Consider the following 14,555-nt stretch of genomic DNA (forward strand, 5'->3'; position numbering starts at 1 on the left):
CTCGATGTTAAAAGTTACCACACTTATTGCTTCATTATTGGCTGCGCCGCTGGCGTTTTCCGTCTCCGCCCAGCCGCTAACTGACGTTGAATATATCAGCGTTTCTGCGGTGTCAGCAACGCCGTCAATGCTTGAAGACGCTATTGCCAGACTGGCGCAAAGTAAACAGGCGTCGTCATGGAAAATTACGTCAATGCGTATTGATAATACGGGTTACGCCACTGCGATATTATATAAATAAGGAGAGCCTGAGATGGATAAATATCTTCGTCTGTTAAGTCAGGGGGATCGGCTTGGATTAACATTAATTCGCCTGAGTATCGCCATCGTTTTTATCTGGATTGGACTACTAAAATTTGTGCCCTATGAGGCAGACAGTATTACCCCGTTTGTGGCGAACAGCCCGTTTATGTCTTTTTTCTATGAACATCCTGAAGAATATCGTCAGCATCTGACGCATGAGGGCGAACTAAAACCGGAGGAACGCGCCTGGCAAACGGCCAATAATACGTATGCGTTTTCGGATGGTCTGGGCGTGGTGGAATTGATTATCGCGGTGCTGGTACTGGCTAACCCTGTCAGCCGCTGGTTAGGGCTGGCGGGCGGCGTGCTGGCATTCCTGACGCCATTTGTCACGCTGTCGTTTTTAATCACCACGCCGGAGGCCTGGGTTATGCCGCTGGGCGATGCGCATTATGGTTTCCCGTATTTATCGGGCGCTGGGCGGCTGGTATTAAAAGATACGTTAATGCTGGCAGGGGCGGTGATGATCATGGCGGACTCCGCCCGTTCGTTACTTTTACAGCGACAGTAGCGACCCTCTTACCCTCTTACCCTCTTACCCTCTTTATGCCGCGATTCGTCGGGTGGCGCTTGCGCCATCCGACAATGTGTTGATGAATGATGGACTACCCTGACAGAAGTTCCTGTTCCACCTGTTGAACCTGCGCCTCCAGCGTATTGCGAATTTCGGTTAGCGCCCGTTCCTGCTCGGAGAAATAGGCTTCCTTATCCGCAACGGAAGAGGCGAGCCGCCAGGCGTTTTCCGTTTCCAGCTGCGTTATCTCTTTCAACAGCGCGTCGATTTGCGTGCGGAGCTGGCGTATTTTATGGCGCAGATGTTCCAGGTTATTGAGCCTGTCGCTTGCCATCATCGGTTCCAGACCGCTTTGCAGCTGCGTCAATAACGCGCGAATTGCCGCCAGATCGGCATTCTGCCGCGCCTGATTAAGTTGTACCATCATCTGGTGCGCTTTTTCTTTTAATTCATCGGCGACCACATCCGGGTGACACAGGCGGCTGGCCTGACGCCACAAACGTTTTAATTCATTGCGTTCGTCAGCCGACAAACGTTGATCGCGAGCGTAGCGGAATTGCGCTTCCTGCTGCTGCTCCCGGTACTGGTGATAGTCCTGTTCCGCATTTTCCTGCGCCTGGCGGAATGCGCTGTCGTCCTGATGGGAAAAATCCGCTTCCAGCTCGCGAATTTCCGCCAGCAACGCGGTAATTAATTCCGTCTGCTGCTGGATTCGCTGACGGATGCCCACCGCTTCGCGCGAGGCGGCATTCAATCCTGTCCACTGCTGTTTTAGCGTTGCCAGTTGATCCACGGCCTGGGAAATAAATTGCAGGCAGGATTGATAATCCTTTTCCCGGCGTTTTATTTCGGCTTCTTGCTTACGCTGCATACTCACCGCGAGCTGTTTACGCAACTCCAGAATACGGCTCATCAACGGCCCGAGACGCAGATGATAGAGGTCGTTGAAATCGTCGAGGATTTGTACCCGCGCATTTCGTTTGTCAATCAGATCGCGAAGTTGGGCTTCAAGCGCTTTCAGCTCCAGTTTACTGGCGGCAATAGAGGGATCTTGCCACGTCGAGAGCGCCCGTTGAGCCTGTAGCCAGGCGGCGATCTCTTGCATGGCGTCACTGAATCGACGAGCTTCAATCGCCTGGGCAATCGCGCTGATTACGGCATCCTGCGGCTCATTTTTCAGGTAGATGAGCTGCTGACGGATAATCTCTTCGTCCTCAAGTTCGATGGCGCTTTTGATGATCTCTAAACGTTTGATGATCTTATTCATGACGTTGATGCCTGGCGTGGCTCAAAAACGGATAACAGATACCAGGTCTGATTCACCTTTTTGAAAATACTGAAAAAATACTAAATGTATTCTGTAGGGTGTCGTACTTTTCGTCCAGAGTTATTCACATATTTTATACTCGGCGTCTGTCACCCGTAACGTTCTATATCGGCGCGCACTCTTTTCTTTTTACTCCCCGCGACATCTTTTTTTACACGATAACGTTAACGTCCGGAGTTGAGCCTTGACAAACGATTGCGCCTTGCGGCAGCGAGAGCGAAATGTTAAAAGGTGCCCCTCAATAAAAACGATACAGGGGTAGGACGTGAAAAACGCGTCAACTGCATCCGGCGCCAGCGTGTCGGATGCCGCGTCGAAGAATGAACCGACGCTTCAGCGGGGGTTGCAAAACCGCCATATTCAGCTAATTGCGCTGGGCGGCGCCATTGGCACCGGACTGTTTCTGGGCATCGGCCCGGCGATTCAAATGGCGGGGCCGGCTGTTTTGTTGGGCTATGGCGTTGCCGGGATTATCGCTTTTCTCATTATGCGCCAGTTGGGTGAAATGGTCGTGGAAGAGCCGGTTTCCGGATCGTTTGCCCACTTCGCCTGGAAATATTGGGGGCCGTTTGCGGGCTTTTTGTCGGGCTGGAACTATTGGGTCATGTTTGTGCTGGTCGGGATGGCGGAGTTGACCGCGGCGGGCATCTATATGCAGTACTGGCTGCCTGACGTACCAACATGGGTATGGGCGGCGGCGTTTTTTATTATCATTAATGCCGTGAATCTGGTGAACGTTCGTCTGTATGGCGAAACGGAATTCTGGTTCGCGCTGATTAAAGTGCTGGCGATTATCGGCATGATAGGTTTTGGTCTGTGGCTGCTGTTCTCCGGCCACGGCGGCGAACATGCCAGCATTGATAACCTCTGGCGTTATAACGGTTTCTTCGCTACCGGTTGGCATGGTTTGCTTCTGTCGCTGGCGGTGATTATGTTTTCTTTTGGCGGACTGGAGCTGATCGGCATTACTGCGGCGGAAGCGCGCGATCCGCAAAAAAGCATCCCGAAAGCGGTGAATCAGGTGGTATACCGTATTTTGCTGTTCTACATCGGTTCGCTGGTGGTGTTGCTGGCGCTCTATCCGTGGGTAGAGGTGAAATCCAATAGCAGCCCTTTTGTGATGATCTTCCATAACCTGGACAGTAATGTGGTGGCTTCGGCGCTGAATTTCGTTATTCTGGTCGCGTCGCTTTCGGTATATAACAGCGGCGTTTATTCGAATAGCCGAATGCTGTTCGGCCTGTCCGTACAAGGCAACGCGCCGAAATTTTTAACCCGTGTCAGCCATCGCGGCGTACCGGTGAACTCGCTGATACTTTCCGGAGCGATTACCTCGCTGGTGGTGCTGATCAACTATCTGTTGCCGCAAAAAGCGTTTAGCCTGTTGATGGCGCTGGTTGTCGCGACGCTATTGCTAAACTGGATAATGATCTGTCTCGCGCATTTACGTTTTCGCGCGGCGATGCGTCGTAAAGGGCGCGAGACGCAATTTAAGGCGCTGTTCTATCCCGCCGGAAACTATTTGTGCATTGCGTTTCTGGCGCTGATTCTGGTGTTAATGTGTACGATGGACGATATGCGATTGTCGGCGATTTTGCTGCCGGTATGGATTGTATTCCTGTTTATCGCGTTTACAGTTTTGCGCCGTAAGGCTCATTAACTTTTTTGCCCGATCCCATGCTCATGCGATCGGGCAATCCATTAATGCCGCAATGTCCCTGACAGCGCACGAATATCGCTGCCGGTCGGCGTCTGATGAATACGCAAGCCGAACTCTTCCACCACGGCAAAAATATGGTCGAAAATATCGGCCTGGATGCTCTCATATTCCAGCCACACGACGGTATTGGTAAAGGCGTAGATCTCTATCGGCAAACCATGATCGTCAGGCGCCAGTTGGCGTACCATCAGCGTCATGTCTTTACGGATGCGCGGATGGTGGCGTAAATATTCGTTCAGATAGGCGCGAAATGTCCCGATATTGGTCATTCGGCGGTGATTTAAGGCTGATTCCGGCGCATCCAGTTGTTTATTCCATTCATCGATTTCCTGATGACGGCTGGTAAGGTACGGCTTTAACAGTTGCGCGGTTAATAGCCGCTGTTTTTCATCATCATCCAGAAAATGGATACTGGTCGCGTCAATATTAATGCTGCGTTTAATCCGGCGTCCGCCGGACGCAGACATGCCGCTCCAGTTTTTGAACGAGTCGGAAACCAGCGACCAGGTGGGAATGGTGGTGATGGTATTATCCCAGTTGCGTACTTTTACCGTGGTTAAACCAATATCAATGACCGCGCCATCTGCGCCATATTTTGGCATCTCCAGCCAGTCGCCCAGTTTGAGCATATCGTTGGCGGAAAGCTGTATACCAGCAACCAGGCCAAGAATCGGGTCTTTAAAGACCAGCATTAATACCGCGGCCATCGCGCCAAGCCCGCTGATTAAAATTGCTGGTGACTGGCCAATCAGCAGTGAGATCATCAGAATGCCGACGATAATTGCGCCGATGAGCTTAATGCCCTGAAATATTCCTTTTAGCGGTAACTGAGAGGCGGCGGGCCATTTTTGCGATAGATTGAAAATCACGTCCAGCAGAGAAAATAACGACAGCAGGGCGTAGGTCATAATCCATAACTGCGCGCAGGTCGTCAGGATATCCGCAGCCTCACTGCCTTTTTGTAGCCAGAGCGCGGCCTGAATATTGACAATGATGCCTTGTAGCGTAAAAGCCAGACGATGGAATAATTTATTCTGGGTAATAATTTGCAGCCACAGGCGGGAACTGGCGCTGGCGCGTTTTTCGAAAGCGCGCAGTACTATCCAGTGCAAAATAATATGCACGACAACTGCTGTCAGAAAAATAATACCAAATATCACCACCAGCGACGTGGTGTGATTCATTTCAATTCCCGCTAAATCTTCTACCTGGGATATCAATTCCTGCATAATCTCTCCTTTATAAACAGCAGCCTATGATGACTGCTGAATGGCATTTATGCAAATCAGGACGCCTGCGCTTCAGGCATAATCAGCAACAGACGGGTAAAAGCGCCTCTGGGGTTATCCATACGCTATATTTTATCCAGCGCCCTGTAAACGTCGTCATTTTACGCGGTTCCCTCTTTTTGAACAGGCGCCAGTCCGTCAACAATGAATGAAAACTTTTTAACCAGAATGTTTAAAACGATTGCAATATCTCTGTCGGATAATGATTAGCACCGTCGTATCTATCAACAATAACATTAAGGAACATCGGATGACCCAAAAGCGTACCCTGCTAAAATACGGCATACTCTCGCTGGCGCTGGCCGCGCCATTATCTGCCTGTGCGTTTGACTCTCTTACGGTAATTGGCGATAGCCTTAGCGATACCGGAAATAACGGTCGCTGGACCTGGGATAGTGGTCAAAATAAGCTCTACGACGAACAGTTGGCCGAACTATATGGGCTGGCATTAAGCCCTTCCAGCAATGGCGGTTCTAATTATGCCGCCGGCGGCGCGACGGCGACCCCGGAATTAAACCCGCAGGATAATACCGCAGATCAGGTACGGCAGTGGCTTGCCAAAACGGGGGAAAAGCCGACCACAACGGTTTGTATATTCACTGGGTCGGCGGAAACGATCTGGCGGCGGCCACGATCTGGCGGCGGCCACCGCGCGACCTGCCATGGCACAGCAAATAGCCGGTAATAGCGCCACTAGCGCGGCGGCGCAGGTAGGGCTGTTACTGGATGCCGGCGCCGGGCTGGTCGTGGTGCCAAACGTACCGGATATTAGTGCGACGCCAATGCTTCTGGAGGCGGTGATCACCGCCGGGCTGGGCGCAGCGGCTCCCCCGGCGCTAAAAGCGGCGTTAGAGGCGCTGGCGGAGGGAGCTACGCCCGATTTCGCCAGTCGGCAACAGGCGATCCGCAAGGCGTTGCTGGCGGCGGCTGCAACGGTAAGCAGCAATCCGTTTATTCAGCAACTGCTCGTTGAGCAACTGCTGGCGGGCTATGAAGCGGCGGCAGGGCAGGCGTCAGCTCTGACCGATGATTATAATCGGATGGAAGAGAAGGGGCTGGAGCAACACGGCGGCAATATAGCCCGTGCCGATATCAACGGCCTCTTTAAGGAAATTCTTGCCCACCCGCAGGCGTTTGGTCTGACAAATACCGTAGGTATGGCCTGCCCGCCGGGCGTATCCGCTTCGGCGTGCTCCTCGGCAATGCCTGGATTTAATGCGTCGCAGGACTATCTGTTTGCCGATCATTTACATCCCGGTCCGCAGGTCCATACCATTATTGCGCAATATATCCAGTCGATCATTGCCGCGCCGGTACAGGCGACATATCTGAACCAAAGCGTTCAGTCGATGGCGCAAGGTAGTCGTACCACGCTTGACAGCCGTTATCAGCAGCTTCGCCAGGGGGAAAACCCTGTCGGTTCGCTGGGCATGTTCGGCGGATACAGCGGGGGATATCAACGTTATGATAATAATGAGGCCGACGGGAACGGTAATCATAATAATCTGACGGTTGGCGTCGATTATCAGCTTAACGAGCAGGTACTGCTGGGAGGGCTGATAGCTGGTTCTCTGGATAAGCAACATCCTGACGATAATTATCGTTATGACGCCCGTGGTTTTCAGGCCACCGTATTCAGCCATTTGCGCGCCGGTCAGGCGTGGCTGGATGGCGATTTACACTATCTGTCCGCTAAATTCAGTAACATTCAGCGCAGTATCACGCTCGGTGCGCTAAGACGGGTGGAAGAGGGCGAAACCAACGGTCGGCTGTGGGGCGCGAGGTTAACCAGTGGTTATGATTTTGTCATGATGCCGTGGTTAACGACCGGACCGATGCTGCAATATGCATGGGATTACAGCCACGTTAATGGCTATAGCGAGAAGCTCAATACCAGTACATCAATGCGTTTTGGCGACCAAAACGCCCATTCGCAGGTGGGTAGCGCTGGCTGGCGTCTGGATCTCCGCCACAGCATCATTCACTCCTGGGCGCAGATTAATTATCGCCGTCAGTTTGGCGATGATACGTATGTGGCGAATGGCGGCCTTAAATCGACCGCGCTGACGTTTAGCCGCGACGGAAAAGCGCAGGATAAAAACTGGGTTGATATCGCGATTGGCGCAGATTTTCCGCTGTCGGCAACGGTGTCCGCTTTCGCCGGGCTGGCGCAAACGGCAGGGTTAAGCGATGGCAATCAAACCCGTTATAACGTTGGGTTTAGCGCCCGATTTTGATGATACGCCAGGGAGGGCCAACTCCGTGGTGACAATATCGCCATCGTAGGCGCAAACCGGTGTCACGCCGTTTTCTCCTTCATCCAGATGGGGGTATCCAGATATGGCAAACGGCGTGCCAGTTTTAAATATTATTTATTTTCAATAGTTTGAAAGAGAAAGTTAACACTGGCGATGTAAAACCTGGCACTTCGCGCCATTGATCATTGGGGAACCTGGCAGAAAGGTGAAAAAAGCCGGACGGGCGTCCGGCTTAGGCAGGGGATTAAACTTCCGTCAGTGTGGTTTCAAGCGGCAGACGTGATTTCGGCAGCCCGGCGTTGAAATCCTCGACGCTATGATGGCCGACCGGCACCACGACCAGACTGGTATAGCCTTTTTCTTTCAGACCAAATTCAGCGTCGAGCACCTCGGCGTCGAAACCTTCAATGGGGACGGCGTCGAGACCCATCGCGGCGACGCCCAGCAGAAAGTTGCCGACGTTCAGATAAACCTGCTTCGCCATCCACTGGTGGTCATCTTTCAGCGAGACGCGGTGCATATCGGCGAAAAAGCGGCGACCTTTATCATTTGCCGCTTTAGCTTCCGGCGTAGCGAAACGGCCATCAGCATCTTCCTGATCGACGACGCGCTCAAGCCATGCGTCATCCATTGCGGTTTTGGCGCAGAAGACCACCACATGGGAGGCGTCCAGCATTTTGCGTTCGTTGAACGTGTAGTTTCCGGCAGCGGATTTTGCTACGCGCGCTTTGCCTTCTTCCGTACTGGCGACAATAAAGTGCCACGGCTGGGAATTGGTGCTGGAGGGGCTGTACTGTAGTAGTGTTTTTATTTTATCCGCTTCTTCGGCGGTCAGTTTTTTGCTGGGATCGAACGCCTTAGTGGAGTAGCGCTGTAAGGCGACAGAAACGATATCCATAAATGCTCCTGGTTGGTTTAGTACCCTTTTGTATCAGCAGGGTACCGGGTTATCGGTAAAAAGATAAGGGAGGAAAATGCGGAAACGGTTATTGCATCAGCGCGGTCGCAGGCGCAGTTGCTCTCTTTTAGGCAGCCCGTCTACGACCAGATTCCATGAGTCATTTATCAAATCGTTGAGTAGCGAGACGGTGATATCCTCGCCCGCATAGACTGAAATCCAGTGTTTCTTATTCATGTGATAGCCTGGCGCAATGCTGGGGTAAATTTGTTGATTTACCAGGGATTTTTGGGGATCCGACTTCAGGTTTACCACTGGGCGACAGTGATGTTCAGTGAACAGCATGAATATTTTGCCGCCGACTTTAAACACATCGTACTGTGGGCCGAAAGGCCAGCAGTGTTCGGTAAAAGGCAGTTCCAGCGCAAAGCGTTTTGCACAGGCGTGCAGTGTTTGACCGTCCATTATTGCTCCTCGCGAGTCAGCGCGCGCCACATCGCTTCGAATCCCAGCGCAATATATTCGCCAGCGCGAGCGGGATCGCGCGCGGCGAAATCCATTGTTGTTTCAGCCAGCGCCAGAAAAAGGCCGTCGCCGAAGGCGCGGTACTCATCCGACATAAACACCATCAAAACGGAACGATGACATAAATCGCGCAATTCGGGGAACATATCGTCGGCCCGTTGTTCCGTCTCTTTGGTGAGCTTTTCGCTGACGGCCAGTTGACGGATCGCCCGGTGGCGCGCGGGATGGTTCAGACCCCAACTGATGTAACTGTTCCAGATAAAGCGGGTCATCGTTTTGGCATCGGTAATGGATCGATCCAGCTCCATTATCATTGACTGGCAGAGATCCTGCTTTAAATGCAAATACAACGTGTTAATCAGCTCATCTTTGGTCGCGAAATAGCGAAACAATGTTCCTTCTGCAACACCTGCGTTACGCGCAATCACCGCCGTTGAGGCGGCGATACCGGATTGCGCTATCGCCTGGGTTGCCGCTTCCAGTAATGCTTGTTTTTTGTCTTCACTCTTCGGACGAGCCACTACACGTTACCCTTATGTCTGGAAAAACATGATTGAATCATGCCCGTTGTCGCGTCGCAACGGTGAATGTCAACCTTTGAAAAGTACCTTGACGGCGTATCTTTGCTTTCTATAATGAGTGCTTACTCACTCATAATCAAGGGCTGCCGCATGAAGTGGTAGAAAAGCCTATTGCAGGCCATGCGATAAGCCATCTCACAATTTGTGTGGTTATTACTATGCTTATTGCTGTTGCCGTAAATGTGCGGTGCGGGAGCCGCTGACGAGTTTGATAGAGGGGAGAGCACGATGACCATTTCCGCTCAGGTTATCGACACGATTGTCGAGTGGATTGATGATAATTTGAATCAGCCGTTACGTATTGATGATATTGCCCGTCATGCGGGGTATTCCAAGTGGCACCTGCAGCGCCTTTTTATGCAGTACAAAGGGGAGAGTCTGGGGCGCTACGTGCGTGAACGGAAGCTAAAACTGGCGGCGCGCGACCTGCGCGACACCGACCAGAAGGTGTATGATATTTGTCTCAAGTATGGTTTTGATTCGCAGCAAACCTTTACGCGCATTTTTACCCGCACGTTCAACCTGCCGCCAGGCGCTTATCGTAAAGAAAAGCATGGTCGTACGCATTGAAATGTTTAATCGGCCAGCGAAAACCAGCGCCGCCAGATAAAGCGAATGACATAATATTCCAGCGCGCCGAGCAACAGAAACCATAAACAAAACAACAAAGTATAAAGCTGGTTGAGATCCATAAGATGAAAGATCCCGACCAGTTTTTGCGCCAGCGCAAGGCCGAGCGAAGGGGCGGGCAGCAGCAGGCTGGAGAGCAACGCCATCAGCAAAATACCGGCAGCGGTCATCAATGATTCAAGCGGGTGTTTCATGGCTTTGTTAAACGTAAGTTAAAACGCCATTGTCCGGGATATCGCCTGGTAAGGCAAATATGCTGTCTATTGTCCCGCCCAGATTTCACAATGTTTTTGTACCAGACCTATCAGCGATCCGCCGTCGGCAATAAACTCCCGCATATATTGCGCTTCGTTACCGCCTTTTTTCACCTGCAGACGTAGCGCGTCAATGGCGCTGTCGGCGCCCAGCTTGCGCGCAGAGGGGGTAACGTTGTCCAGCAGACGCAGCGTATCATCTGCCAGGCGACGGCGGTCGCCGGTATAGGCATCGGTTATCACGCCCTCCAGACCATAGCGGCAAGCCTGAAAACGGTTGAATTTATATAACAGATAGTCTTGTTCCTGCGGTTTAAAGGGACGCTCGGTCAGCAGCCAGTGCGCGGTCGCCTGAATCAACCCTGCCATATTGATGGCATGATCAAGGGTGAGCGGCGTATCCATCACCCGAACTTCTACCGTGCCAAAGGCCGGGTTGGGGCGGATATCCCAGTGCAAATCTTTGATGCTGTCGATCATCGTGGTGTAAGACAGACGGCGAAATAGTCCGGCAAACTCTTGCCAGTTACTGACCCACGGCATGGGACCGTTATCGGGAAAAGCGGAAAAAATATTCAGGCGCGCGCAGGCAAAACGGGTGTCAGATCCTTGCATATGGGGAGACGCGGCGGAGAGCGCAATAAAGTGCGGCACAAAATGCGACAGCCCGTGTAAAAGATAAATCGCATCGTCGCCATTCGCGCAGCCGACGTGGACATGCTGGCCGAAAACCGTCGCCTGTTGAATTAAGTAGCCGAAATTTTCCAGCGTGCGTTGATAGCGCTCATTATCACAGACCTCCTGACGCTGCCATTTTTGAAAAGGGTGCGTACCGCCGCCGCAAATGCCGAGATGGTGTTCCGACGCCGCCTGTAAAATAACGTGCTGCATGGCAGAAAGTTGGGCCGCCGCCTGGTCAATATCGCGGCAGACGCCCGTGGCCATCTCCAGCATACTTTCGGTGATATCGTGCTTAATTTCTCCCGCAGTAAGTTGGGGCTTAACGGCGTCGATCAGCGTAGAAGAGTCCTGACTTAAATCGTAGCCAGGTGGATTGATCACCTGCATCTCCAGCTCAATACCAAGCGTATAAGGTTCAGAAACGTGAAAATCATTCAGCGCCATAGCGATCTCATTTATCGGGGGATTGCGTTAAGTATAGAAGCGGGAGCGCTCCTGTCGTGGGGAAAGCGCGTTATTGCAGAAACAAGAGTAATAACGCTATTGCTACGTTGAAACCATTCTGTACGGACGGTACGTTCAGCCATCATGGCGGCAAAGGCTGGCAGCAGATGTAACGAGATGTGCGTGGCGGTAAGCGAGGTAACTTTTGCGCTATCGAATCCCGGGAGCGTGACGCGGTCTGAAAAGGCTTTATAAACGCTCTCTTTGGCGGAGAAAGCCAGCGTCAGGGCAAGCGGAAAAGGGAGCGAGCTCGCCTGGAGAATTTGGCGCTCATCGCTATCAATAATGGACGGCGCCAGCTCTGTCGCCGTGTGTTGACTCATGATTTTTTCTATATCAATGCCGATACGCTGTTGGGATATGACGGCCAGCGCCGTTGTCGCACAGTGGCTGATGCTGCCAAATAGGCCGTCCGGCCATAGCGGCTGTCGCTTGTCGCCAATACCGGGCACTGTCCTGACGCCCACCTCGCGTAGCGCATGAACGGCGGCGATGCGGCCTGCCAGATGTTCAGCTTTACGCTTGCGTCCGGCAGACCGGAGCCGATCGTGATGAGGCAGCCATAGCAGGTCGTGTTCGTGAAAGCTGCTCGCATCAAAGTCGACGATATGCAGCCTGTGTCCGGCAAAGGGAAGGGGAAAATGAGATGTCCGCATCGTTTTTTGCTAATTCCCTCCCCGAATGAGGGAGGGAAGGTTGCCATCAGAAATGGGTATTAATGCTCATATACCACGTACGTCCCGGTTCGTTATAGGTGTACGCGCCAGCACCCGCCATATAAGCGCCAGTTTGCGTATCCCTGACGGTTTGCGCGTTACCTTCACGCCACAGACGTTTGTCAAAGAGGTTATCCACGCCACCGGTCAGGCTGACATTTTTGGTCACGTCCCAGGTCGCGCTCAGGCCAACAATACTGTATGGGCTGACCGCTTGCTTATCTGTTCCGGTAACGGGGTTACCCTGATAATCATATTTCTTCGGCTCTTGTTTGCCGTACCAGGTGAAGGTCGATTGCAGAGAAACGTCCTGACGTACCTGCCAGCTCAGGGTAGAGTTAAGCGTGTACTGTGGAATAATCGACAGGCGTTCGCCGGTCTCTTTGTTTTTACTCTGCAGCATATACGTAACGTTATTCGTCCAGTTGACGGTGTCGCTAACCGGTACGTTTAACGTGCCTTCCAGACCTTCAACGACCGCTTTCGGCACGTTCTCCCACTGATAGACATCCGTTTTGCCGTTATTGATACGCTGCAACGGCACTGTACCCGCTTCAATCTTATTGCGGTAATCATTGCGGAACCAGGTGATGCCGGCCAGCCAGCCATCGCGTTTAAATTCCAGACCGATCTCTTTATTGATGCTGGTTTCGGCTTTCAGATCATCGTTACCCATCATATAGCAGCCGATGCCGGTACCCGCGCCAGTCGCGTAGCAACCCTGACCTTTACTGTACAAAATATAGTTTGGGTTAGTCTGGTACAGACTCGGGGCTTTATAAGCGCGGGCGATCCCCATTTTCAGGGTAAAGTCATCCCCCAGACCTTGCGACAGGTTCAGCGACGGGCTCCAGTTATCCCCCACAATACTGTGATGATCGAAACGTAGCCCCGGCGTCAGCATGGTGCTGTCGGTCAGTTCCATGTTGTTTTCAGCAAACAGAGAGAAAATTTCCGCTTTTGAATAGGGGCTACGATTGGTACTGCTGTAACCCGGGATATTTCCCCCCATAAAGGTTTGCGAGTTGGAGAGCTCGTCTTTCATACGCTGTTGGGCCCATTCGGTACCCAGCGTCAGGTTTTGATTGACCAGCAGATCGAAAGGAAGGCTCACTTCGCTGTGTAGGGTGACGTCATTCAAATCGGCATCGGCATATTTTTGCGATGCTTTGGGATCGAAAATTCCTTCGGTGCCGCCTGCCAAGCCTTCCGGCATCCGGGAGTTACGGGTATGTTCGTATTGCACCCAGTTACTGGTGGTTACGCCATTATCCCAGCCGCCGTTCCAGGTCAGAGAGTAGTTCTGCCGATAGAGGCGGTTCGTCTCTTTTCCGTAATTATCTTTCACCAGTTGGTTCGTATTGGTGTTCTGAGTATCGCCGGCATAGAGATTGCCCTGGCGACTGTATCCGGCCTCCAGCTCCAGAGACTGAAGCGGAGCAAAATCCCAACGAACCACGCCGTTGATATCTTTGTTAATGACCCCCTCGCGTCCTGCTGGTAGCGTGTCGGCGTAACTCCCGGTACGTTCAGACTGATGCCCCTGGTTAATATTACGCGCATCCGCCTGCGTTTTGTCGAGGTTGCCATACAGGCGGAAGCTGAAATCCCCGCCCAGCGGGCCGTTCAGGCTAAAGTTAGTGCGTTTGGTCGCGCCTTCGTCTTTATGTTCCGGAGCGTTGAAATAGGTATTCCAGGAACCGTGCCACTCGCTACCGCCTTTTTTGGTAATGATATTGACCACGCCACCCGCCGCGCCGTTACCGTAGCGTGCGGCGGCAGGGCCACGCAGCACTTCAATGCGTTCGATCATCTCCGGCGGCACCCACGCGGTATCGCCACGGGTATCGCGTTCGCCGCGCCAGCCCAGGCGCACCGAGTTACGGCTGGTGACGGGTTTACCGTCTATCAGGATAAGGGTGTTTTCCGGCCCCATGCCGCGAATATCGATTTGGCGGTTATTCCCGCGCTGACCGCTGGTGGAGTTGCCGGTCAGGTTCACGCCCGGCATGGTGCGGATGATTTCTGACACGTCGCGCGCGGGCGGATTTTTGCGGATCTCATCGGCGGTGATAGTGGATACGCCAGGCGCCTGTAGGTTTTGCTGGGCAGCGGTCACCACGATGGTGTCTTCATTGGTGAGCGCAGCGCTATCGGTTTTTTCTTCCGCCATCACGGGCAGAGCGGCCCCGTAAATCCCTAAATTGACCAGTAAGGTCAGGGAATGAATCTTCTTGTTCATTGTATATCCTGCTTTTCTTTAGCCACATAAGCCAAAGCGCCCGTCAAAGGCATTGGCCGGGTGGTGAAATTGTGTTCGCGCGTCCCATAGCGCGACAATACGCTATTGCAAAT

13 protein-coding genes and 1 pseudogene are annotated in these 14,555 nt (G+C 52.6%); 5 read left to right on the forward strand and 9 right to left on the reverse strand.

The window, feature by feature from the left end:
- Positions 1-4 precede the first annotated feature (4 nt).
- Both rclB and rclC read left to right on the forward strand, forming a co-directional pair.
- Positions 5-241, forward strand: coding sequence for a reactive chlorine resistance periplasmic protein RclB (rclB, locus tag N7E69_RS15120; RefSeq protein WP_000922173.1), 237 nt, complete (start codon positions 5-7; stop codon positions 239-241).
- Between the two features lie 12 nt (positions 242-253).
- Complete coding sequence (gene rclC, locus N7E69_RS15125) at positions 254-814, forward strand: reactive chlorine resistance membrane protein RclC (RefSeq protein WP_000362181.1); 561 nt, start codon at positions 254-256, stop codon at positions 812-814.
- 94 nt (positions 815-908) lie between these two features.
- Here rclC and N7E69_RS15130 read toward each other — a convergent pair whose 3' ends face one another.
- Positions 909-2,084, reverse strand: a complete 1,176-nt coding sequence (locus tag N7E69_RS15130) for a DnaJ family molecular chaperone (protein WP_001033453.1) — start codon at positions 2,082-2,084, stop codon at positions 909-911.
- Between the two features lie 325 nt (positions 2,085-2,409).
- On the opposite strand from N7E69_RS15130, the gene pheP reads away from it, so the two are divergent.
- Positions 2,410-3,804, forward strand: coding sequence for a phenylalanine transporter (gene pheP, locus N7E69_RS15135; protein ID WP_000786288.1), 1,395 nt, complete (start codon positions 2,410-2,412; stop codon positions 3,802-3,804).
- A gap of 41 nt (positions 3,805-3,845) precedes the next feature.
- Here the strand turns inward: pheP and N7E69_RS15140 are convergent, their stop codons facing one another.
- Positions 3,846-5,093 (reverse strand): mechanosensitive ion channel family protein, encoded by a 1,248-nt coding sequence (locus tag N7E69_RS15140; protein WP_001156971.1) that lies wholly within the window; start codon positions 5,091-5,093, stop codon positions 3,846-3,848.
- A gap of 310 nt (positions 5,094-5,403) precedes the next feature.
- Between N7E69_RS15140 and N7E69_RS15145 the strand changes: the two are divergent.
- Positions 5,404-7,390, forward strand: a pseudogene (locus N7E69_RS15145) (autotransporter outer membrane beta-barrel domain-containing protein).
- A 265-nt stretch (positions 7,391-7,655) separates the two neighbouring features.
- Here N7E69_RS15145 and nfsB read toward each other — a convergent pair.
- The 3 genes from nfsB to N7E69_RS15160 form a co-directional block, all read right to left on the reverse strand.
- On the reverse strand, positions 7,656-8,309 hold the full coding sequence (nfsB, locus tag N7E69_RS15150) for an oxygen-insensitive NAD(P)H nitroreductase (RefSeq protein ID WP_000355879.1): 654 nt from the start codon (positions 8,307-8,309) through the stop codon (positions 7,656-7,658).
- Between the two features lie 96 nt (positions 8,310-8,405).
- Positions 8,406-8,774: an MmcQ/YjbR family DNA-binding protein gene (locus N7E69_RS15155; protein ID WP_000348989.1), complete on the reverse strand. Its 369-nt coding sequence runs from the start codon at positions 8,772-8,774 to the stop codon at positions 8,406-8,408.
- Positions 8,774-9,355 (reverse strand): TetR/AcrR family transcriptional regulator, encoded by a 582-nt coding sequence (locus tag N7E69_RS15160; RefSeq protein WP_000113613.1) that lies wholly within the window; start codon positions 9,353-9,355, stop codon positions 8,774-8,776. Before N7E69_RS15160 ends, N7E69_RS15155 begins: the two co-directional genes overlap by 1 nt.
- Before the next feature lie 288 nt (positions 9,356-9,643).
- On the opposite strand from N7E69_RS15160, the gene N7E69_RS15165 reads away from it, so the two are divergent.
- Positions 9,644-9,985, forward strand: a complete 342-nt coding sequence (locus N7E69_RS15165; RefSeq protein ID WP_000155633.1) for a RamA family antibiotic efflux transcriptional regulator — start codon at positions 9,644-9,646, stop codon at positions 9,983-9,985.
- Between the two features lie 5 nt (positions 9,986-9,990).
- On the opposite strand, the gene N7E69_RS15170 is transcribed toward N7E69_RS15165, so the two are convergent.
- From N7E69_RS15170 to N7E69_RS15185, 4 genes are all read right to left on the reverse strand, one after another.
- Entirely contained in the window at positions 9,991-10,239 is a 249-nt protein-coding gene (locus N7E69_RS15170) for a DUF1158 family protein (protein WP_000682497.1), read from the reverse strand.
- Positions 10,240-10,305: 66 nt separating this feature from the next.
- Positions 10,306-11,424 carry a YbdK family carboxylate-amine ligase gene (locus tag N7E69_RS15175; protein ID WP_001196902.1) on the reverse strand — a complete coding sequence of 373 codons (1,119 nt, stop codon included), beginning with the start codon at positions 11,422-11,424 and terminating at the stop codon, positions 10,306-10,308.
- 11 nt (positions 11,425-11,435) lie between these two features.
- Positions 11,436-12,140 carry an enterobactin synthase subunit EntD gene (entD, locus tag N7E69_RS15180; protein WP_261743128.1) on the reverse strand — a complete coding sequence of 235 codons (705 nt, stop codon included), beginning with the start codon at positions 12,138-12,140 and terminating at the stop codon, positions 11,436-11,438.
- 46 nt (positions 12,141-12,186) lie between these two features.
- Positions 12,187-14,442: a TonB-dependent siderophore receptor gene (locus N7E69_RS15185; RefSeq protein WP_001034966.1), complete on the reverse strand. Its 2,256-nt coding sequence runs from the start codon at positions 14,440-14,442 to the stop codon at positions 12,187-12,189.
- Positions 14,443-14,555 lie beyond the last annotated feature (113 nt).

Origin of the sequence: Salmonella sp. 3C (genome assembly GCF_025426275.1) — a bacterium.
In the GTDB taxonomy this organism is placed as follows: Bacteria; Pseudomonadota; Gammaproteobacteria; order Enterobacterales; family Enterobacteriaceae; genus Salmonella; species Salmonella enterica.